This is a genomic window from Streptomyces sp. SCSIO ZS0520, assembly GCF_025643355.1.
Classification (GTDB): domain Bacteria; phylum Actinomycetota; class Actinomycetes; order Streptomycetales; family Streptomycetaceae; genus Streptomyces; species Streptomyces physcomitrii.
Genome location: NZ_CP092644.1, coordinates 1,429,595 through 1,450,606, shown reverse-complemented (window position 1 = coordinate 1,450,606; position 21,012 = coordinate 1,429,595). Strand labels below are relative to the sequence as shown.

The 21,012-nt window shown below is 67.3% G+C and carries 15 protein-coding genes and 1 pseudogene; 6 read left to right on the top strand and 10 right to left on the bottom strand.

Going from position 1 to position 21,012, the window contains the following annotated elements; translation table 11 throughout:
- Positions 1–4 precede the first annotated feature (4 nt).
- From MID12_RS04780 to MID12_RS04745, 8 genes are all read right to left on the bottom strand, one after another.
- On the bottom strand, positions 5–1,168 hold the full coding sequence (locus MID12_RS04780; protein WP_263165067.1) for a serine/threonine-protein kinase: 1,164 nt from the start codon (positions 1,166–1,168) through the stop codon (positions 5–7).
- Positions 1,169–1,561: 393 nt separating this feature from the next.
- Positions 1,562–5,026, bottom strand: a complete 3,465-nt coding sequence (locus tag MID12_RS04775; RefSeq protein WP_263165066.1) for a type ISP restriction/modification enzyme — start codon at positions 5,024–5,026, stop codon at positions 1,562–1,564.
- Between the two features lie 156 nt (positions 5,027–5,182).
- Positions 5,183–5,581 (bottom strand): PIN domain-containing protein, encoded by a 399-nt coding sequence (locus MID12_RS04770; protein ID WP_263165065.1) that lies wholly within the window; start codon positions 5,579–5,581, stop codon positions 5,183–5,185.
- Positions 5,578–5,865, bottom strand: coding sequence for a hypothetical protein (locus MID12_RS04765; protein WP_263165064.1), 288 nt, complete (start codon positions 5,863–5,865; stop codon positions 5,578–5,580). Before MID12_RS04765 ends, MID12_RS04770 begins: the two co-directional genes overlap by 4 nt.
- A 1,188-nt stretch (positions 5,866–7,053) precedes the next feature.
- Positions 7,054–9,012 (bottom strand): glycogen debranching N-terminal domain-containing protein, encoded by a 1,959-nt coding sequence (locus MID12_RS04760; RefSeq protein WP_263165063.1) that lies wholly within the window; start codon positions 9,010–9,012, stop codon positions 7,054–7,056.
- Complete coding sequence (locus MID12_RS04755; protein ID WP_263165062.1) at positions 9,009–10,361, bottom strand: MGH1-like glycoside hydrolase domain-containing protein; 1,353 nt, start codon at positions 10,359–10,361, stop codon at positions 9,009–9,011. Before MID12_RS04755 ends, MID12_RS04760 begins: the two co-directional genes overlap by 4 nt.
- Complete coding sequence (locus tag MID12_RS04750) at positions 10,358–11,158, bottom strand: sugar phosphate isomerase/epimerase family protein (protein WP_263165061.1); 801 nt, start codon at positions 11,156–11,158, stop codon at positions 10,358–10,360. Before MID12_RS04750 ends, MID12_RS04755 begins: the two co-directional genes overlap by 4 nt.
- Positions 11,159–11,168: 10 nt before the next feature.
- Positions 11,169–12,215 carry a zinc-dependent alcohol dehydrogenase gene (locus tag MID12_RS04745; protein ID WP_263165060.1) on the bottom strand — a complete coding sequence of 349 codons (1,047 nt, stop codon included), beginning with the start codon at positions 12,213–12,215 and terminating at the stop codon, positions 11,169–11,171.
- Between the two features lie 115 nt (positions 12,216–12,330).
- Here MID12_RS04745 and MID12_RS04740 point away from each other — a divergent pair, with 115 nt between their 5' ends.
- The 6 genes and pseudogenes from MID12_RS04740 to MID12_RS04715 form a co-directional block, all read left to right on the top strand.
- Positions 12,331–13,737, top strand: coding sequence for an ABC transporter substrate-binding protein (locus MID12_RS04740; protein WP_263165059.1), 1,407 nt, complete (start codon positions 12,331–12,333; stop codon positions 13,735–13,737).
- Between the two features lie 26 nt (positions 13,738–13,763).
- Positions 13,764–14,735: a carbohydrate ABC transporter permease gene (locus tag MID12_RS04735; RefSeq protein ID WP_078844740.1), complete on the top strand. Its 972-nt coding sequence runs from the start codon at positions 13,764–13,766 to the stop codon at positions 14,733–14,735.
- Positions 14,735–15,601 carry a carbohydrate ABC transporter permease gene (locus tag MID12_RS04730; protein ID WP_263165058.1) on the top strand — a complete coding sequence of 289 codons (867 nt, stop codon included), beginning with the start codon at positions 14,735–14,737 and terminating at the stop codon, positions 15,599–15,601. The genes MID12_RS04735 and MID12_RS04730 overlap by 1 nt, the downstream gene beginning before the upstream one ends.
- Before the next feature lie 19 nt (positions 15,602–15,620).
- The gene (locus MID12_RS04725; protein WP_263165057.1) at positions 15,621–16,811 is read left to right on the top strand and encodes an ROK family protein; all 1,191 of its coding nucleotides are present in this window, start codon (positions 15,621–15,623) and stop codon (positions 16,809–16,811) included.
- A gap of 54 nt (positions 16,812–16,865) precedes the next feature.
- Positions 16,866–17,777, top strand: a complete 912-nt coding sequence (locus tag MID12_RS04720; protein WP_263172865.1) for a Gfo/Idh/MocA family protein — start codon at positions 16,866–16,868, stop codon at positions 17,775–17,777.
- A gap of 33 nt (positions 17,778–17,810) precedes the next feature.
- Positions 17,811–18,048: pseudogene (locus MID12_RS04715) on the top strand (IS5/IS1182 family transposase); the annotation flags it as partial.
- 131 nt (positions 18,049–18,179) lie between these two features.
- Here the strand turns inward: MID12_RS04715 and MID12_RS04710 are convergent.
- Together MID12_RS04710 and MID12_RS32380 are read right to left on the bottom strand one after the other, a co-directional pair.
- Positions 18,180–19,421 (bottom strand): hypothetical protein, encoded by a 1,242-nt coding sequence (locus MID12_RS04710; RefSeq protein WP_263165056.1) that lies wholly within the window; start codon positions 19,419–19,421, stop codon positions 18,180–18,182.
- Between the two features lie 621 nt (positions 19,422–20,042).
- On the bottom strand, positions 20,043–20,294 hold the full coding sequence (locus MID12_RS32380) for an ATP-binding protein (protein ID WP_411576904.1): 252 nt from the start codon (positions 20,292–20,294) through the stop codon (positions 20,043–20,045).
- Positions 20,295–21,012: the final 718 nt, after the last annotated feature.

The window sequence follows — 21,012 nt, the reverse complement described above, 5'->3', positions numbered from 1 at the left end:
GGCGTCAGCGGCTGGACCAGGCGAGTTCCGCACTCGCCGCATAGCGTCGTCGCAGCTCGCCGGCGACCCGTCGGGAGGCGGGGGGACGGCTGGACCGCACAGGGGAGAGAGCCGGCATCGGTGTATCGGCCACGGGTTCCGCTGATGCCGCCGCGTCCAGGGGCGCGGCGGCGTCCTCAGGGGTGGGCTCCTCTACAGCGGGCTCCGGTTCCGGTTCACGAAGCCGGCGCTCCAAGGCGTCCAGTCGATAAAACATCCGCGGGTCCGGCTGGGGCAGGGCGACGGCGGCCCGATCCTCGACCACGGTCTTCTGGATCAGTGCGTGCCGGGCGCTCACCGGATGCGTTCCCAGGCGCCGCATCACCTCAGCGCACTGACGGGTGACCTGCTCCAGACTTGGGCGGTCCTGCGGATCGTGCGCGAGCATGCTCGAGATGACGGGCAGCAGGTCTTCGGGTGCCCCGCCCAGATCGGGACCATGGTCACGGGACACGACTTGTACCGCGATGGCAGCCCATCCGGCGCCGTCATAGGGATAGTGCCCAGTCGCCGCGTACAGCAGCACAGTGCCCAGGCCGTACACATCGGCGGCCTGTGTTACCCGAGTTTCGCCGGCGGCCTGCTCGGGCGGCATGCAGGGCACGGTGCCCAGGAACGCGAGCCCTTGGCTCATCGAGCCGAGTGACGCGTCGAGAAACACTCCGAGACCGAAGTCGATGATGACAGGGCCGAAGTCACCGAGCATGACGTTGCTCGCCTTGAGATCACGGTGGAGCAACCCTGTGGCGTGCACCGCAGCCAGCCCTTCGGCAAGGAGAGCCCCCATACTGGCTACGAGCGCTGCAGACAGCGGCCCCTGCTCCTTGACCACCTCTACGAGCGTTCGGCCGGGCACATAATCCATCGCGATCCACGGCAGCTCCGCGAACGGATCGGCCTCCAGGAAACGCGCCACACGGCCGGTACCGGAGATCGTCCGGGCGATTTCCGCCTCCCGCTCGAAGCGGGCCCGTGTGTGCGGGTCGGTGCGGTCAGGCCGGATGACCTTGATCGCGACCGGATTGCCGCCCGTCGAATACGCGAGGTACACCTCACCCATCCCGCCGGAACCGAGACTCCGCTCCACGGCGTACGGACCGATGAACTCCGGCAGGGTGCTGCCTATCACGTGGCTCTCCCTGGCTGCCTCGGCGCTATCGAGAAGTGGTCCGCGCATCGCATCACCCGCAGGGCACGCCTGACTCGCACGGATGCTCGACGCCCGGCCAAGTCTACGGATCTTCCTCGGCGCATATGCAGGGGACCGGGAGAGCGGGGCTAGAGTCCGGGACCAATGGCTTGAAATGGCTCCCCCGAGCTCATGCCCGCAGGCAATGTCAGGTGCCAGGTATCTGCTTGTTCTTTCGAGGTGCTCGAGGCGACAGGTACGGGCTTATGCGGTGCGTGCTGCTTCCACGGCGGCTTCCCAGCGCCTCTGCTGGGCTGCACCATGCTGAGACGAGGCCGATGAGCACGAGCGCCTGGGCCGCTTGACGAGCCTTGCGACGACGCACCGGACGGCTCAGGCCGGACCGCGATGCCGCCGAGCGCGTGGGACGGGGTGCGTAGAGGAGTGCGATTCGGGTGGCGTAGTACTTGCGGGGTCGTTCGAGAGAGACAGAGGCTCCACGGGTTCTGGCGGTTGGCCGTCGACTGTGTCCATGCCGGGCAGAAATTCGTGATCCGGACCGGTGTGAGCGTGCTGGGCGCGCGCGGGTACCGGGAGGATGTGGCGTCGGGTGAGTTCAGGGACGTCGATCAAGGGGGCGGTGACTATGCGGTTGAGGGTCTCTGCCTGCTGAGGTTCTAAGGCTGTGAGATGTCTGAGTACGGCAAGGACTTCGACGAGTTCCCGGCTCCATTCGGGCTCCCAGCCTTCTGGGCGCTCGCGGTCGAGTTCACTGGTTACTTTGCCGACGGTACGGTCGCTGCGGTAGGCGAGCCAGCTGTCGAGTACGTTGCGCCCGCCCGTGGCGTAGTTGCGCATGCGTTGAGTGACACCGGTGAAGATGCCGCCCTCGATAACGAGGTACTGGCGTTCGATGTCGTAGTTGTCGGCCGATGGGAGCTTGTCGGACGCGACCTCTCGGGCGTACGTGATCTCGGGATACAGGCGCCGCCACCAGTTCGATGTGCCTGCCGGGCGGCCGTCGTCGGGGTTGATACAGCGCGCGCCGAATGTTGAGGCCCATATGACATGGCGCCCCAGGCTGATGGCCTCGTGCCAGAGGTCGCGATCGGAGGTCAAGGGGACGCGTACACCCAGGGAGTTGAGGTCGTCTGCATAGCGCTCGGTGAAGGCGGGGTGGGCAGTGACAGCGGCGATGTAGGCAATCAACTCCTCGGCGGCGACTTGCTGGAGGCCGTAGGCGTTGGCGAGGTGAGGTAAGAGTCCTGGTGTGATATTGGGGGTTCGGTCGGCGTGTATGAGCGGTAGGACGCGGCCACCGTTTCCTTTGAAGTAGTCATTGTCAGGAATGAGGGCGGTGAAGAGTAGCGCCGGGCCTGTTCGCAGGCGTTGGGTGTGCTGTTCGACTACGAAGATTTGGCCGTCGGTATCGGCCTGCCACAGCTCGGGACGCGAGCGGTCGATGACGCGGCCGTCGGGTATGAGCCATTGACGGTCCAGGGCTCTGCGGGCTACGCGTATCGGAGCGGGGCAGGGTCCTCGCTCGATGCGCATGCGGATGGATGGGTGGGGATGCCCGGGGATCTGGAGGGCTTCCTTGTCCAGGGTGCGGTCGCCGGTCTCTTTGAACAGGGCTTGTTTCGTTGCGGGGTCGCGTTCTTGGACGAGGCGGTTCCATCGTCGGTGCAGGACGGTTTTGGACGGACTGATGACCCAGTTGCGGTTGGGTTTAATGCCAGGTTTGCACCAGGGAATTAGCTCGGTGAGGGCTGGGAAAGTATCCCAGCCGTTCTGGGAAGCAGGTGTGAACGGGGCTGGCTCGGCAGGCCGAGAAGTACGCCAGCCAGGGTCGTTGATGTGTAGGTTGTGCAGTTGCTCCTCTTTGCTCTGGCGGGTGCCATGAACGGCTATGTAATGGACAGGGGCCGTCTCGTCTTGTCGCTCGTCTTGTCGGCGGACGAAGATGGCGATGGCCAACTCTTGCTGGACTCCAGGAAAGAAGCGGCTATTGGTTGGGGGCCTTTTGGTCTCGGGGGTGAGGTCGATGACCCAGCCTTCGGTGCAAGTGCGCCGCAGGTAGGATCGCATTCCTTGGAAGCCAGCGCCGCGGATGAATCCACCGGTGCTGACGAAGCAGACGACGCCGTGGCGGTGATCGCCATGTTGGTCGAAGACTTTGTGAGTGGCCCAGCGCCAGAAGTAGGTGCACAGGCTTTTCAGTTTGTTCTCGTAAACGCCTGCTGCACCGCGCAACCGAAAGTCATCCAGGGGTGGGGCCCCGCGGCCTGGTGAGCCCTTCTCTATCCATCCGCCCTGGCCTTCCGCTTGTTCGCGGTGGGGAGGGTTGCCGATGACGACGGTGATGCGTTCGTTGCGCTGGATAGTGCTTGCTGCCTCCGCGTCGTCACGTAAAGGCCCCCACAAAGCGCCATGTCGATCGAAAAGTTCACTGGGCCGCCACGGGTCGGCGAGAGTGTCGGCCAAGTGCAGGCGCATGTCCCGCAGCCGGACCCGGGCATTCAGATGCCGCAGCATCTGACCGACGCGCATTTGAGCGACGGCGAAGGCGCCCATTTGCTTCTCGAACCCGATCAGCCGACTTGCGAGTTCCTGCACGGATTCGGCACGGAAGCCTTCGTTGCCACCCTCGGATTGTCTGCGGGCGACGAGGTCGATGACGCCGGTGAGGAAGGTGCCAGTTCCCATCGAAGGGTCGATGATGGACACACCAGGGTCGGCGAAGCCATCTGGGCAATCCAACGTGTTGGTCAGGACCTCGTCAACAAGCCGGATCATCTCTGTCACCAGCGGGGCTGGGGTGTAGTAGGTGCCGGAGTCCTTGCGCAGGTCGGCGTCGTACTCCTGCAAGAAGTGCTCGTAGAGATGGATGTGGAAGCCCGGTTCGCTGGTGAGGGCATTTTTCCAGTCGATGGCGTCAATGACGCGGACGAGCATGTCCAGGCTGTCACGGAATTCTCCCTCGACCTGATCGGTGAGGATCTGTAACGCGCGGCCCATTACGGAGTGCTCAGCCCCAAGGCGTCGTCCTACCTCGTGCAAGCTCATGTCGATCAATGTTTTGTTCTTGTCGCCAGCGGTGTCTGAGCTGGCCAACAAGAGGGCGAAGGTGACGGACTGGGCATATCGGTCAGCGAAGGTGGCGCGCTTGTCCCGGCTGTCCGTGGTCGGGAAGAGGTCAACCTCAAGCGTGGATGCCAGGTCGGTGAACGGGCGCCGGTGACGTGGAAGGCCCGCTTCGGCATCGAGGCGGTCGTGGACGGCATCACGCAGGAGAGTGCACAGTGGGGCGACTTGGGCGACTACTTCCCGCATGGACGTCAGTGACTGGGGTTGCCAGCCGAAGAAGGCGACGAGCATGGCCTCGAAGGCGGCCTCATTGGTGACCGGCAGTCGTAGGCGGGAGCCGGCGCTGCGCAGGTCACCCTCGAAATGGATGGTGTCGCCGTACTGTCGACCTGAGCGGTACATGATCCAGGTCTGACCGTTCGTGTATATCAGGTTGGGCAGTTTCGCCATGCCTTCCCATTGACGGCGGTCGCGCTGATTCAGACCGCCAGGATGGATCGTGCTCTTGTCGGGGCTCTTCAGCTCGACGTAGCCGACGATGTTGCGCGGCAATTTTCCGATTCGTACTGCCAGGTCAGGGCGTATCCGGTGCGCGGCGATGGCGACCTCGGCGTGCAGTGCCGCCTGCAGTCCCAACACCCCTGCCGCGTCGACGAGAAGGGTTTCTACCGCTCGGCGGATCGCGGCTTCCTTCTGTCCGTGCAGCAATGCCTGCTTACACGTCGCACCGAATTCGCTGACGATGCGCCGAAACCGCTCCTTGCGCTGCATCCAGCCCCCCGAGGCCAGCACCCGTCCGCATCTTCCTCAACTTACGGTAAACGCAACATCACTCCCCGTCGAGAGTGTCGTTCCGATCGAGGAGCCGAGTGAGTGCTGCCGGTGGCGTTGCGGGTGCGGGCAGGATTGGTGCTGGCGCTGACTGTGTCAAACCTTCTCGGCTACGACTCGGCTGTGGTCCGCGGTGAGCATGGCGATGTCTTCGACGTCTGAGGTCAGGATCGTGACGCGCCCGGGCTGGGCTAGGGCGGCGGCGCAGAGCATGGCGTCGATGGCGTATTTGTGGCCGTGCAGTCCGGCTGTGCGCAGTAGCGTCGCCGCTGACTGGGCGAAGGCCTGAGTGACGGGCTCGACCCGGAGTCGAGATAGCGTCCATTTCAGTGCTGCGTCGTTGATCTTCGGGTGGATCACCTCGACCAGCACTGCGGCGGAGGTGACGACGGGCAGGTCGGCGTCACGGGCGGCGGTAAGCCACTCGTGGACTTCACGGTCGCGCTGAACGGCCTTGGCCAAGCCCTCGCTGTCGAGGATGAGGGCACCGCTCACGCGGCGGCTCCGGCGCCGGAAGAGGGCGAACTCCCGGTGAGCTTGGCCCGCTTGGCTGCCACGGCCTCCGGATCGGCGGGGCCGTTGGTCTTCTCGAAGTCGGTGATCAACTCGTCGAGGTTATCTCGCTCGATCTGCCGCTGCGCAGCCTTCTCCAGGTAGGCGGACACGCCTCGCTTGCCCACTCGCTCGCGGATCGCGTGCAGGGTGCCGGCGGTGAGAGAAACGGAGATGCCACTGGTGGGGCCGTCGCCGGGGAAGAAGTCGGTGTCGTCGTCAGCCATGACTTTGAGTATGGCATTTTCAATGCCATATGGCGACTCTTCGAGTCGAAGGAGTGCGGGCGCCGGGTTGGAGCATGCGTCAAGAGACTGCACGCAGTGCCCATAGCGCACGCAATGCACCCCGACTCCGTGTCCGGTTTGAGTCTGGTGGCGCGCTGACCTGCGATTTTTTTTCACATGTTTTTGTTTCACGTGATCCCGATGACGCATCATGTGGAGTGCGTGGCGATTCTGGAGCCTGCTGAGAAGGGTCGCTGAGCTGCGGGTTCAGGTGGTGCGCATGATGTGCGCTACGGGTGTTACGGGCGATATCTTGACGCTCGAATGACGTTCTCCGTGGTGTCTCGACGCTCGTTCTGATGGGGCGTCAGGAGCGAATTTGAGCTGGTCGGGTTCTGCCTGTGTGCCTTGTGTCGGCAGGGTGGCGGCGGTAGGTGAAGCTGTAGTGCTGAGTGCGGCTTCCGGCTGATCAGATGTCGCGGAAGAGACCACCAAGCGCGGTGGCCTGTCGCGATGTGGGGCCGGTCTGGATGGATGACGGCCCCTGTTCCTCCGCGGCAGTGGGCGTCCGCACTTCCGCTCGCGCGGAAGGACGTCTGCTGGCCCACCTGGGTGTGCCGGTTCAGCTCAGCTGTGCAGCGTCCACTTCCCGCCGTCTTCGCCGCATGGCCAGCCGAGTCGGCCAGGTTCCGGAGTGCGAGGGGCAGCCTGGCTGAGGAACTCCCCGATGTGATCGGCGAGGGGTGTCCTGCAGGTGCAGTGCAGTGCACCTGCAGGTCCGTCCGTCCGCCGAGGCTACCTAGCGTGTCCTGGGGGTTGCTCGTCACCGCCGTGGTGGTGACGACGTGATAGGTCCAGGTGATCCAGCCGGTGAAGACGAAGCCGGTGGGTGCTGTGAGGGTGAAGGTGACGTCGCCGGGGTCCACCGGGTCCGGGACGGTGCTGAGGATGACGATGGTGGGGTGCGCGGGAACTGCTCCTCCTGCAGCACCCTCGACGATGCCCTGCTGGGTGATCCACCGCTTCTTCTCGGATCCGGACTGAACAGGAGGCTTGGTCTCGTCCAGCAGTCGCGCGCCCGTGAAGGCAGGCACGGTCTCAGTCACGGCCCCCGACGGCGAACTCACAATGTCCTCGGTGCGAAAGCTGAAGACGCCCTTGCACGCGCTCTTTCCGGGCGCCGCGACGTCACGGCGTGGAGCTGCGCGGTTCCGTCGCCCTGCGCACGGCGGTGAGGAGGGCCAGGGGCGTGGCGGCTGCCCATGCCTGGGGTGAGCAGGCGTGCGGGTAGGGAATGGGCCCTTCGCCCTCGCGTCGTGGGTATCCGGCGAGTACTTCGGGCAGGCGGTGGTCGTACCGTGCGGCGGCTTCGGCGAGTGCTGTGGCGAGCGAGGCCGCTTCGCGGTGGAGCCCGTACCGGGCGAGGCCGAGCGCGATCAGGGCGTTGTCGTGGGGCCAGATACTCCCGCGATGATAGGACAGAGGGTGGTAGGGGCGCTGTTGCGAGGCGAGGGTGCGGATGCCCCAGCCCGAGAAGAAGTCGCTCTCCAGCAGTCGTCGCCCGGTGGCGCGGCCCCGGTCGGGGTCGAGGATGCCGGACCACAGGAGGTGCCCCGCGTTTGAGGCGAGGGTGTCGACCTGTCGGCCTTCGCTGTCGAGGGCGAGGGCCGGGAAAGCCTGGTCCGGCATCCAGAACTGGGCAGTGAAGCGCTCGCGCAACTGCTGTGCGAAGGCTTCGAGTTCGGCGGCCCAGTCGGGGGCGTTCCACACCTTGCGGGCGAGGCAGGCGGTGCGCAGCAGGGCGTCGTAGGCGTACCCCTGAGCCTCGGCGATGGCGATGTCGCCCACCGGCCTGCTGCCGTCGGTGAAGCACACGGCATCCTCGGAGTCCTTCCAGTTCTGGTTGACCAAGCCCCTCTCGTCGGCCCGGTAGGTGAGGTAGCCGTGCTGGTCGAGGCCGCCGTACGCGAACATCCAGTGCACGGCGGCCCGGGCGTGCGGCTCCAGATGTCTGCTCAGGGAGTCGTCCTGGGTCTGCTCGGCGTGGGCGTGCAGAAGGACGAGGAAGAGCGGGGTGCTGTCCACGGAGCCGTAGTAGCGGCCGTAGGGGATCTGCCGGAAGTGCGCGAGTTCGCCGTGGCGCATCTCGTGGAGGATCTTCCCGGGCTGTGCTACCCGTGCGGAGTCCGTCGTGGTGGCCTGGGTGGCGGCGAGCGCCTTCAGTGTGGCCGCGGCGAGTTCGGGCCGGTAGGGCAGGGCGAAGGAGGAGGTGAGCAGGGAGTCACGGCCGAAGAGCGTCAGGAACCAGGGCACTCCGGCCGCGGGCGGCGCCACGGTCTCTCCCTCGGGCCCTTCGGCGGGGATGCGCAGGGCGGTGAGGTCTGCGAGGCCTTGGTGGCAGGCGGGGGCGAGGGCCGTGTGTTCTGCGGGGGTATGGAGGGGGATCTCGGTCGCAGGGGCCGAGGCGGTTTGTAGCTCCGCCTTGCTCCCTGTTGATGCTGCGGGTGGCGGTGGAGAGGTGCGTGCGCCCCGGGAGTGGGTGAGGGCGTGCAGGACCAGGGTGGTACTGCCGTGTGGTGGCAGCATCACGGTCCAGGTGAGGCTGGTACGGGTTCCTCCCGCTGCTGTGCTCACCGCGGGGGGTGGTTCGGCGGTGATGGTGGTGCTCGCGTGCCAGTCGGCGCGGCGGTAGTGGAAGGCGGTGCCCTCGGCCGTCTCTTCCACGGTGCGGTGGCCGCCCGGTTTCTCGTAGCTGTGGTCGCCGCGCAGTTCGAACTGGTCGGCGAAGTCGGCGTCGGCGTCGAGCCTGAGGTTCAGCATCAGGGCTTCGCCCGTGTTGGCGGTGAAGCGGAGTCGTTCGACGAGCCGGCCGTGGCAGAGGTTCTGGTGGCGAAAGAGGGTCCAGCCGGGAGGTTCGTCGCGGGCGCTCGGGGCGGTGAGTACGGCGGCGGAGTCCTCGTCCGTCTCCCGTACGGGGACAAGGACGGTGGGCTGTTCGCCGTCGACGGTGAGGGTCCAGGTGCTGAGGTGGCGGGTGTCCCTGGCGATGAGGCCCTGTGGTGAGGTGGTCCGCTCGGCGCTGATGTCTCCGGCGGGGTCGGTGAGGGCGAAGGAGCCGGCGTGCAGCAGCAGGTGTGGTGCTTTCATCGAGGCTCCTCGCCGTCTTGGAGCCGGGCGAGCAGGTCGAGGACGACGGCCGCGGTCCAGCTGAAGTGTGGTGTGCCCCGGCCTTGTCCGGTGCGTGGGTCGACGTACTCGGCGAAGTTCGAGGTGCCCGCCGCGTCGAGGAGGCGCTCGCGCAGGGCGTGGGTCTGGCCGCCGTGATGGCGCAGCCCGCGTTCCAGGAGCCAGTTGGTGTTGAACCAGGCGGGACCTCGCCAGTACCGGTAGGCGTCGAAGGCGGTGCCCTGGAGGTCGTAGCTCGGGGCGAGGACCGTGGTGGAGCCGAGGCCGAAGTGCGGGCCGCGGGCGGTGTGTTGCAGGGCCGCGGCCACTTGGGACGGCAGCGAGGGGATGATCAGCGGCAGAAGACCGGTGACGCTTCTCTCCTCGATGACCGTGTCGGTGTGTCCGTCACGGCAGAGGAACATGCCCGCCTCGGGCTGCCACAGATGTCGCAGGAGGGACTCGGTGAGGGCGTCAGCCCTCTCGTGGTGCTGCTGAGGGTCCCGGTCGAGGGCCTCGGCGATGTCGGCCAGGGCGTGTTCGGAGGCGATGAGGAGGGCGTTGAAGCCGGGGTCCTCGACCACGAAGGGATGCGGGGTGCCGGTGTCCTGGTAGCCGTGGTCGCGGTAGTCGGCGGCCAGGCGTACGTAGCGGCCGTAGTCCAGGTCGGTCGGCCGTTCGGCCTGTTCGCCGTGGATGAGGTCGACACGGCTGAAGGACGAGCCCGGTGCGGGGACGATCCTGTGCAGGGGGCCGTCCCAGCAGGGGCTGTTGTCCATGCCCGGTTCCCACGGGTGGACCACACAGACCAGGCCGCGGCCGGTGAGGTCCCGCTCGTGCAGGAGGTAGTCGTGCCAGGCGGTCAGCCGTGGATAGAGGCGTTCGAGGAAGCCGCGGCGCCGTGAGGCCTCGGGGTCGCTCTCGTGGACCAGGGCTGCGGCCAGCGCGTGGACGGGGGGCTGGACGATCCCCGAGGTCTCGGCCCAGGCGGGTGCGCCCGCTGCCCGGCCCGAGGTACTCGATCGCCAGAAGTCGGGTCCCGGGAAGTAGGCGTCCGGGCGTACGGCGGGGTTGAAGACGATGTGTGGGATGCGCCCGTCGGCCCACTGGGCGCCGAGGAGGGTCTCCAGTTCGCGCTGGGCCCGACGGGGGGAGAGGTGGCGCAGGCCGATCGCGATGAACGCGGAGTCCCAGCTCCACTGGTGGGGGTAGAGGGTGTGGGAGGGGACGGTGGAGTTGCCGGTCCAGTTCGTCAGGAGGACACGGGTCGCTTCCTGGCGGAGCCGGAGGCGGGTGCGACCTTCCGGGGCGGTGGCCAGGGTGGTCGTCATGCTCCCGACCTGCGCAGGAAGGCGGGGATGGACCGGATGGCGCTGACGGGGTCCCCGGTCAGGCGGCACTCTGCGGCGAGGCAGCCGGTGTAGCCGATGGCGTGCAGAGCGCCGAGCCAGGTCGGCCAGTCCAGGTGTCCGGCACCGGGCTGGAAGCGGTTGGAGTCGCTGACCTGCGCGTGTCCGATGTAGGGCGCGGCCTCCAGGATGGCGGCGGCGGGATCTGCTTCCTCGATGTTCATGTGGTAGCTGTCGATGCCGATTCTGACGGAGTCGAGTCCCACGGCGCGGAGGAGGTCGACGGCCTGCTCCAGCCGGTTGACCATATGGTCCTCATAGCGGTTGAGGGGTTCGAGGTAGAGGTGGACGCCCTCCTTGCGGGCGTGTTCCCCGAGAGCGGTGAGGCCTTCCAGCAGGACGGTGCGTTCCTCCTCTGCGCTGCGTGGCGGTTCGAAGGGCGGCAGGCGGCGGGAGAACATGCCGTAGGAGGCGGGTGTCTGGGCCCCGCGGCCGCCGATTTCGGCGATGACGGAGAGCTGCGACTTCATCTGCTCCACGGCATCGCGGCGCAGATCGGCGTCGAAGGCGCCGAAGAAGTGCAGCATGTCGACACAGACGGTGGGCATGACCACGCCGTCCCGGAGGGCCGCGCGCAGTTCGGGGAGCCGTGCGCGGAAGTGGTGGTCCCCTCTGGCCCGCAGCTCGATGCCCTGGTAGCCGGCGTTCTGGGCGAAGTCCCACTTCTCCTGGAGGGTGTCTCCGGGCAGGAGTTGTTCCTGGCAGGTGATGTCGAGCACGGAGAGCCTTTCAGAATTCCAGGACGGTCTGGAGGGCGTCGGCAGGCTGTTCGTCCAGCAGTGTGTAGGCGTCCGCGGCCTCGGATGCAGCCATGACATGGGTGAGGAGAGGGGCCACGTCGATGTGTCCCTCGGCGGCGAGGGCGAGGAAGGTCTGCTGGAGGCGTTCGACGCTCCAGCGGCTGCTGAGCTGCGGGGGTACACCGCCGATCTGCGAGCAGACGAGCTGTACGCGGTTGTGGTGGAACTCGTCCCCGAGGCGCAGCCCGACGCCCTCGCCCTGGTAGAAGCCGGCGGCCACGACCCGGCCGCCGACGGCGACCGAGCGCAGGGCTTCGTGGAGGGCCGGGTAGGTGCCGCTGATCTCGATGGCCGCGTCGGCGCCGCGGCCGCCGGTGGTCTCCCGGAGCAGTTCGGCCACGCTGTCCGTGCGGGCGTTGAGGGTGGCGGCGGCCCCGTAGGCGCGGGCGGTCGCGAGTCGCTCGTCAAGTGCGTCGACGGCGGTCACCCGAGCCCCGTTGAGTTGGGCGAGCCGCGTCGTCAGCAGGCCGATGACACCCTGCCCGAAGACGGCGACGTCCTCTCCGACGTGGAGGTCGCAGGCGAGGACGGCGTTGTAGGCGATCGCGCCGACCCGGGCGAAGACTCCGGCGAGCGGGTCGAGCCCTGCGGGCAGGGTGTGCCCGATCATCCGCTCGGCCGGAACGATCCCTTCGCTGCGATGGCCCCAGATTCCCCAGACGGTGTCGCCGGGTACGGGGACCCCGGTGGTGCCGACGAGTTCGGCGGAGACCTCGCTCACCACACCGACCTCGGAGTAACCCCAGCCTGCCACGGGGTACTCGATACCGGCGGTGTCGTCGCGGAAGATCCGTGCCTCGGCGTCCCAGGTGCGGGTCAGATAGGGGTTCGTCCCGCGGTAGGCGGTGAGTTCGGTGCCGGCGGAGATGCCGGAGTAGCGGGTGCGTACGCGCAGGTGGCCCGGGGGTAGGGGAGCTCTCTCGTACTCGGCGACCTCGACCTGCCGGGGACCGGTGAACTGGACAACACGCTCCATGTAACGCTCCGCTCTCACGACTTAGGGCGAAGGTATCTCAGGTTTATGTCTTGTCAACATGCAAAAGTGATGCTGAGATGCAGCAACATCAAGCCTAAGTGGGCGGGGGCGGGGCATGCGCACGTGGATCGAGCGGTCCAAGACGGCAGCGGCATGCCTGCTGGCGATGGCCGGCCTCGGCGCCACCCTCGCCGGCTGCTCCACCGGCAGAGGTCCGGCTGTGCCGGACAACCGGATCACGGTCTGGACGCAGGAGAACCTTCCGCCGCGGATGGCGGTGACGAACAAGCTCGTCGACCGGTTCGAGAAGGAGACCGGCATCGAGGTCGAACTCGTCGGCGTGGACGAAGGCCAGCTCCCACAGCTCATCATGTCGGCCGCCGCAGCCGGCGAACTGCCCGATGTGATCGGCGCGGTCCCGATGGGCCAGGTCTGGCAGATGTACAGCAACGGGCTCCTCAACACCCATGTCAGCAAGGAGATCGTGCGCAGCCTCAGCCCGCGGACCTTCGACGCCAACGCCCTGCGGATGACCGAGGACGCAGGAACCCGGCTTGCTGTTCCCTCCGACGCCTGGCTGCAACTTCTGGTGTACCGCAAGGACCACCTGCGCCAGGCGGGCCTGCCCGTGCCCGACACCTACGCCACGCTCCTCGACGCCGCGGCCGCACTCGACCGCAAGGGGCGTAACGGCATCACGGTGGCCACCGACCCCGCAGACGTCTTCACCCAGCAGAGCTTCGAGAACCTGGCGTTGGCCAACGGCTGCCGCCTGGTCGACGAGGGCGGTGACGTCCAACTGGACTCTCCCGTCTGTCGGAAGGCCTTCACCACATACGACAGGCTGGGGCGCGGCCACGGTCCCGCGGGCACCCAGTCGGTGGACTCCACGCGGGCCACCTACTTCTCGGGCAAGGCCTCGATGGTCGTGTGGTCCTCGTTCCTCCTGGACGAGCTCGCGGGGCTGCGCAACGACGCGCTGCCGAGTTGCCCCGCCTGCAAGCACGACAAGGAATTCCTCTCCCGCAACAGCGGAATCGTCACCGCGATGTCGGGGCCCGATGGCTCCGAGCCCGCCCAGTTCGGCGAGATCACCTCGTGGGCGGTGACCAAGACCGCCGAAACGGCCGCCTCCCGGAAGTTCGTCACCTACATGATGACCAAGGGCTACGAAGAGTGGTTCGGTATGGCTCCCGAGGGCAAGATCCCCGTCCGTCTCGGCACCGCCGAGGACCCGCGGCGCTACCAGCGCGCCTGGCGGGCGAGCGAGGCGGGGGTGGAGACCCGCAAGCCCATGAACGAGGTCTACTCCGACGCACTCCTCGACCAACTCATGGGCGGCGTCGCCAAGATGAAGCGATGGGGCATCACCGAGGGCCAAGGGGCCCTGGTGGGCGCCACCAACGGCGAGCTCCCGGTACCGAAGGCGATCGGCGCCATGACCAGTGGCCAGATCACCCCCGAACAGGCCGCCCGGGAGGCAGCCGACGAAGTCAGCGCTCTCCAGAAATCCCTTCGGTAGAGTCCCCGCCAGGCCGAGGAAGTGACATGACCCCTGCCCCCGACGGTGCGAGCAAGCACCGCCTGCTCACCACCGGTCAACGCGAGAACCGTGCCGGGCTGGCCTTCGTCACCCCCACTTTCCTCGTGGTGCTGGTCGTCGTCATCATCCCGATCCTGTGGACCGTTCTGCTGGCCTTCCAGCACGCCCGTCTCGTCGACATCCAGGGCATGGGTCTGTTCGGCAACTGGTCCCTGGACAACTTCAGCCAGGTCTTCGACTCCGCCGGTTTCTGGTCCAGCCTGGTGACCACCCTCCTCTACACCGTCGGGTCCACCGCCGGCTCGGTGCTCCTCGGGCTGGCAGCCGCGCTCGCCCTGCGCAAGCCCTTCCGCGGCCGGGCACTGCTGCGCGGCTCCATGCTGCTGCCCTACGTCGCCCCCGTGGTCTCCGTCGCCTTCGTATGGGAGGTGGCGCTCAGCCCGCAGTACGGCATCGTCAACACCTGGGGCAGAGACCTCCTCGGCTGGGACGACCCCATAGCCTTCCTCTCCACCCGCTCCTACGAGGTCGAAGTGCTGGGCATACACGCTGACCTACCACTCGCCCTGCTGACCGTCATCGCCTTCGAGACCTGGCGGTACTTCCCCTTCGCCTTCCTCTTCCTGCTCGCCCGGCTGCAGGCCGTACCCGCGAGCCTGGAGGAGGCGGCACGGGTCGACGGGGCCACACCCAGCCAGCGCTTTCGGCACATACTGCTTCCCCAGCTCATGCCCGTCATCGCGCTCCTGTGCGTACTGCGCTTCATCATGACGTTCAACAAGTTCGACGACGTCTACCTGCTCACCGGCGGAGGATCCGGTACGGACGTGGTGGCCGTACGCGTCTACAACTTCCTCACCGCCCGCTACGACGTGGGCGCGGCCGCCGCCCAGGCACTGGTCCTCGCCGCCGTCCTGACCGTGCTGCTCGGCCTCTACTTCAAATTCTTCGCCAAGAAGGTGCAGGAGGAGGCGTGATGACCCGGGCCCAATTCGAGGAACGGTTCTTCGGCACACTGCGATGGGCGACCCTCGCCTTCCTCGCCGTGATCACGATCGCACCCTTCTACTACATGGTGCTGCTGTCGCTGAAACCGATCGACTCCCTGCTCTTCGACCCCGGTTCCCTCTGGGTGTCCAGCAGGGAACTCACCTTCGACACCTACCGCAGCGTGCTCAAACCGACCTCCGAAGGCGGCCAGGGCTTCCTGCGGATGCTCCTCAACTCCGCGGGTGTCGCCCTGGCCACCGTGGCACTCACCCTGACCGCGGCCGTCCCCGGCGCCTACGCCGTCAGTCGGCTGAAGTTCTTCGGCAACCGCCAGATCAGCGCCATGTTCCTCGCGATCTACCTCTTCCCCACCACTCTGCTCGCGGTGCCGCTGTTCGTGATGTTCGCCAAGGCCGGACTCTCCGGAAGCCTCGTCGGACTCGCCGTCGTCTACATCGCCCAGACCGTGCCGGTGTCGATCTACATGATGAAGAACTACTTCGTCACCATCCCGTACTCCGTCGAAGAGGCAGCGGCCCTCGACGGCTGTACCCGGCTCCAAGCCCTGCGCAAGGTCATCCTGCCGCTCGCCCTGCCCTCGCTCATGGCCACCGGCCTGTACATCTTCATGATCGCCTGGAACGAGTTCCTCTTCGCGCTCCTCTTCCTGGCCGCGGACCCGGACGCGTGGACCGTCTCGCTCGGACTGCAACAACTGGCAGGCGGTATCGAGGTGTCCAAAACCGTCCTGATGGCAGGTTCCGTGGTCCTGACCGTCCCCGTGGTACTGCTGTTCTTCGCCGCCGAACGCCTGCTGACCGAAGGCCTCACCAGCGGCGCCGACAAGACCTAGCGAGGAGCACGGGCACGCCATGCCGACGAGCCAATCGAGCGCAGGCCATCTGCTGGAACTGATCCGCAGCGGACAAGCCACCACCCGCAGCGAACTGCAGACCGCCACCGGACTCTCCCGCTCCACCGTCGGCATGCGCCTCGATCAGCTCTTCCGGGCCGGCTGGCTGCGCAACACGGCGGGCACCTCCACCGGCGGACGACCCTCCGCACGCCTGGAATTCGACGTCTGCCACGCCGCCGTACTGGTGGTCGATCTCGACACCACGCACAGCCGGGTAGCCGTCACCGACCTTGCGGGCACGATCCTCTCCGAGCGCACCGAACCGCTGCCGGTCTCCGAGGGACCCGAGACGGTGCTGGAGACCGTTGCCTCCTGGATGCCCGGCCTCCTGGAGGCAACCGGCACCGAGGCCGCATCCGTGTGCGGGATCGGACTCTCCGTCCCCGGCCCCGTGGACTGGGAGACCGGCATGATCGTCGAACCGCCGATCATGCCCGGCTGGAGCCGGTACCCCGTCCGGGCCACACTGCAGGCAGCTTTCACCCGGCATATGCACGTCCGGTCGGCACCTCCGGTGCTCCTCGACAACGACGCCAACCTGATGGCCTACGGCGAGCAGCGTCACCACTACCCCCACTGTCCCGCACTCGTCCTGGTGAAAGTGTCCGCCGGCATCGGGGCCGGGGTCATCCTGTCCGGAACCCCCTATCGGGGCATCGACGGCGGGGTCGGCGACATGGGGCACATCCGCCTGCACGACCGTGACGATGCACTGTGCACCTGCGGTTCGTACGGCTGCCTCGCCGCCGTCGCCAGCGGACGGGCAATCGCGCAAGAACTCTCCCGCGCAGGCGTCCCCACCGCCTCGGCCGCGGAGGCGGCCGCACATCTGGCCACCGGCCAGCCCGACGCAGTCCGGCTCACCCGCGAAGCGGGCCAGCGCACGGGCGAGGTGCTCGTGACGGTGGTGACCTTCCTCAACCCCGCCGTCCTCGTCATCGCCGGAGACATGGCCAGCACCCCCTTCCTCACCGGCGTACGGGAACTGCTCTACCGACGGGCCATGCCACGCACCACCGCCCACCTCACGGTGACGACCTCCCAGCTCGGCGACCGTGCCGCGCTCATGGGAGCGGCGGCAATGGTCGTGGAGCACCTCTACTCACCCGAGATCGCCGACGCCCGTCTCGCCTCCGCCGGCCCCTGATCACACCCTGCCCCCACCTCCCCGGAGCACGCCGTGACGTCCCACCACCCCCCACTGTCCCCTCGCACCACACCCGCGGCACCCCTGCGCGTCGGGCTCGTGGGCGCCGGTCCCTGGGCCCGAGCCATGCACGCCCGCGTACTCGGCAGCGGCCCCGAGACGGTGCTGTCCGCAGTGTGGGCACGGCGCACGGAGGCGGCGGCACACCTCGCTGCCGCCTACCACGCGCGGGTGGCGAGCTCCTTCGAGGAACTGCTCGACCTCAGCGAAGCCGTCGCCTTCGCCGTCCCGCCGGCCGTCCAGGCCGAGTTGGCGATCCGCGCGGCCGCCGCGGGAAAGCCGCTCCTCCTGGAGAAACCCCTGGGCCCGGACCTGGCCTCGGCCCGGCGGATAGCTGAGGCGGTGGCCGAGCACGGGGTGGTCACCCAGCTCGTGCTGACCAAGCGCTACCACCCGGCGACAAGAGAGTTCCTCCGGCAGGCAGAACACAGGACCGTACTCGGCGCTCGCGCCTGCTACCTCCACGGTGCTTTCGTCGAGGGCGACTTCGCCACCCCGTGGCGCCTGGAACACGGGGCTCTGCTCGACCTCGGCCCGCATCTGATCGACCTGCTCGACATGGCGGTCGGCCCCATCGACTCTCTCCACAGCACCGGAGACCCCCGCCGATGGGTCGAGTTGACCTGCGAGCACACCAACGGGGCGGTCAGCCAGGCCTCGCTGTCGGGATCGGTCCGTCTCGACAGTGCCCGCACCAGGATCGAGCTGTTCGGCACCCAACAAGAACTCGTCTACGACACCGCCGACTTGGACCACGAGGAGTGCTGGCCGATACTGCGCCGGGAGTTCGCCGAAGCCGTGCGCTCCGGCCGCTCCCACGAGATCGACGCCCAACGGGGTCTGCGGCTGCAGGAGTTGATGAGCCAAGCAGCCACTTGGGACCCGGCAATCAGGCCTGGGCGGTGATCGGGCCGTTGCCGGCTCCGTCTCGGCCGGTGCGAGCGGTACGAGCCGCAGCAGACGGTCTACGAACGTTTCCGCCGCTGGTCGGCGGGCGGGACATGGGACCGGCTCCTGGCCCATGTCCAGCAGCACTCGGATACGGTCGGGAGGTCGACCGGTCGATCGTGTGCGTCGACTCGACGATCGTGCGGGCCCACCAGCACGCGGCCGGGGCACGAAAAGGGGGGCCTGGCCGGGTGAGGCACTCGGCCGGTCCCGAGGCGGGCTGAGCACGTGGGCCAACAGGGGCCATGAGTTCTGGAAACCCGGCCGGACCCGCCACTCCACCTTCGCCGTATCGGAGCATTAACACCCCACGCGGTCCGGATGGCTTCTGAACGGTCGGTCTCAGGGCGGGCCGGGCTGTCAGCCTGTCTGGGCCGTTCGGGCTCGGTCGGAGAGGAGTCGGGTGAGACTTTCGAGGTCTGCGCCGCTGTAGCTGCGGCTCTCGTTGTCGTTGCCGGTGACGATGGTGAGGACCGTTCCAGTGCGGACCACGGTGCCGCGGGTGGTGTGGGTGACGTAGGCGTTTCCCTGGCTCGTCGAGATCGAGAACGCTGCGACCTGGTCCCCGATCTGCGCCATGGTCAGTGAACTCGCCCCTTGATCCAGCGCCTTGGAGGTTTTCGCGTCGAAGGCCGTCTGTGCCGTGTCCTCGTCCGGGTAGGAGAACACCAGGAACTGGGTCTCCATGCTGTAGCGCCCCAGATACTCCGCCTCACCTTCGAAGGTGGAGCCGTCGTCCTGCGAGGAGACGTCTGCGGTGGGTGCTGAGATCTCGGTCCAGCCCGACGGCAGGCTTGCCTTGTCCGGCAGCACGTTGAGGACGGCCTCTGCATCGGCGAGTGGCGTCGCGCGGCCCGCATCGCCGATGCCTGCTGTGTCGTCGCCCGTTTCGTTGCTGTCGGTCCCGGTCCTCTGTTCTCCCTGCCCCGGCTCCGACCCGCCTCTGGTCTGGGAGCCCGGAGAGTCACCGTCCAGGGCTTGGACACTGCCGTAGACCAAGAGTGCCACCAAGGCCGCCAGCGCGACGCAGATGGCACCGAAGGCGGTGCGTCCCGCGGGGGTGTTGTTGAAGGTCACCGGCCCGAGCGAAATGGTGTTGCCGCGCACCCGCGACCCACCGATTACCACGCTGTTCTGGATGGTCTGGATGGGCGGCTCCTTGGGCGGCGGCCCGGCAAGGACCGGAGCAAGAGCCAGGGCCAACGCGGCGGCGAAATCCTGGTCGGCCGTGACCCCCGCGTTGAGCTCGTCGTGCAGCCTTGCGGCGGCAGCCGGGTCATCGGGCTGCGCGTCCACAGCTGCCAAAGCCGCCTGTCCCGACGGCGTACCGTCGAGCCGCTGCCGTACAAGGTCGGAGACGGCCTGCCCGACGGCTCCGGTGGCCGCCGCAGTGGCGGCGCCGCCGGCAAACTCGGTTACTACTCTCACGGCCTGTGACACGAGCTCCGTCGGATCCACCGTTTCCCCCATAAGGTCGGTACTCGACTCCGCCCGCAAACACGGACTGAGCGCCTTCGAGGCCATCCACCACGCCTTCACCGGCAATCTCTGGATGCCCCGATCGAGCAGCAAGCCTGACCAGCCGATCTCACCGCCCGTCACCGGCCAGCGGCATTCCTCTGCATGCTTACGGTTCAGCTGCGGTGGTCCTACGTCAGAGGGGCCGACGACCGAACCACGCTTGGCTCTCCGGCTGGTCGGGGCGGACGATTGCCAGGACGGCCGACACGAGGCAGATCAGTCCCAGAACGAGGCGACATTTCGAAGAAGGCCAGGGTGAAGGGCAGCGCTGTCCAGCCGTAGGCGAAGGCGGAGACGCGCGGATTGGGGTGGCGCGTGGGGCCCTCCAGGCCCAGCCGCCACTGGGCTACCGCTGGCGCGCGATCGCTGCCACGGCCGCTGTCCGCCTGGCTCTTCTCCATCGTTCAAGCCCACGCTGGACAGCCCTTCCCCTGAACGGCTTCGCGCCTGCGCCCTATGCTCCGGCGGCCTACAACGAGTGTCCAGCCAAAATCCGGCCAGGGCCGCCTCGAAGAGGTTCGTCATCGATATGCGGTCGGCACGACACGCCGGCGCCATGCTGCCAGCACTCGGCGACATAGTGAGGCCAGTCGATCAATCGCTCCACAGCCGCCGATACACGCTCTCGTTTCTCACCTACCCAGCCGGCGTACGGATGCTGGTAGGGGAGCTGCTCCCTGACGTCATCCTCACCGCCTCGCGTTAGGGCGTCCGCACCGTCGCCCCGGCGACGCTTCTCCCCCCGGGGTCGTGTACATCGATCCGAACCAAGCCGTCAATGAACCGCAGGGTCAAGGTGACTTCATCGGCTCCACTGTGGAGGACCGCATTCGTGAGCAGTGCGGAGACCACGAGTTGCACGTCCTCCGCGAGCGGTGGAGGGACAGCCCACCGCTCCATCTCCGCGACGGTGATACGCCGTACCTGCCTCACCCGTTCCGGTGCAGCGTCCATGACGACTTGCAACCCTTGCGGCAGCATCGCTCGGTGTCTCAACTGGCCGATGCTGACCCGGCACGTTGCGCTCGCGACAGCGTGAGTGACGGTGGAGGCGTCCATGTGCGTGCTCCGCTCGTTCGAGTAGTGGGCCTCGATGAGCGAACCGCGAAGTGGCGGTGATCGGCATGGGGTAGGGCACCCCGGAGTGGTCAAGGCGGTCAAAGATCAACTGGCGGCTCTTCGGTCCATCCCGTCGTGGTCGAGGACCGGCCCTCCTGGTTGAGGGGTCGCACGGGGAGCGTGGCTTTTCGCCGTCTCCTCTGCACCTGCTGTTGCCTTCGGGCTACGTCGGATCACAGCCTGTGACAGAGCGAGGCGCGGGGCGGGCTTGGTCAACGTGAGCAAAGATCACTATCAGTACACCCGAGAGGAGCGGCGCTTCGGTGGCGGTCTTGCTGGTGCGAACAATGACGGCGGCGGCCGCGAATCTGGTGAACTAATCCTGGGCGCCTACGAGGCGTGGGTGCGCTGGGGCGGTTGCCGTGCTCCCTTATCGCTTGACGCTCGTTTGACGCTCAGAGGGGGTTTCGGGTAGATGGATGGGTCCGAAAGTGCCGCCTGACCTGGGGTTTCAAGATGAGCGGATTTTCTGACCTGTTCCCTTACCGGGTACCCGATGGCCCGGCTCGCTCCAACTGCCGTCGGTGGGGCCGGAGTAGGCGATGTGGGTGGT

What these genes read in the sequence shown, in the direction of transcription:
- MID12_RS04775 (WP_263165066.1), bottom strand. Translation starts at nt 5,026, where the DNA reads ATGCAGCGCAAGGAGCGGTTTCGGCGCATCGTCAGCGAATTCGGTGCG.
- MID12_RS04765 (WP_263165064.1), bottom strand. Translation starts at nt 5,865, where the DNA reads ATGGCTGACGACGACACCGACTTCTTCCCCGGCGACGGCCCCACCAGT.
- MID12_RS04760 (WP_263165063.1), bottom strand. Translation starts at nt 9,012, where the DNA reads ATGAAAGCACCACACCTGCTGCTGCACGCCGGCTCCTTCGCCCTCACC.
- MID12_RS04755 (WP_263165062.1), bottom strand. Translation starts at nt 10,361, where the DNA reads ATGACGACCACCCTGGCCACCGCCCCGGAAGGTCGCACCCGCCTCCGG.
- MID12_RS04745 (WP_263165060.1), bottom strand. Translation starts at nt 12,215, where the DNA reads ATGGAGCGTGTTGTCCAGTTCACCGGTCCCCGGCAGGTCGAGGTCGCC.
- MID12_RS04740 (WP_263165059.1), top strand. Translation starts at nt 12,331, where the DNA reads ATGCGCACGTGGATCGAGCGGTCCAAGACGGCAGCGGCATGCCTGCTG.
- MID12_RS04735 (WP_078844740.1), top strand. Translation starts at nt 13,764, where the DNA reads ATGACCCCTGCCCCCGACGGTGCGAGCAAGCACCGCCTGCTCACCACC.
- MID12_RS04730 (WP_263165058.1), top strand. Translation starts at nt 14,735, where the DNA reads ATGACCCGGGCCCAATTCGAGGAACGGTTCTTCGGCACACTGCGATGG.
- MID12_RS04725 (WP_263165057.1), top strand. Translation starts at nt 15,621, where the DNA reads ATGCCGACGAGCCAATCGAGCGCAGGCCATCTGCTGGAACTGATCCGC.
- MID12_RS32380 (WP_411576904.1), bottom strand. Translation starts at nt 20,294, where the DNA reads ATGGACGCTGCACCGGAACGGGTGAGGCAGGTACGGCGTATCACCGTC.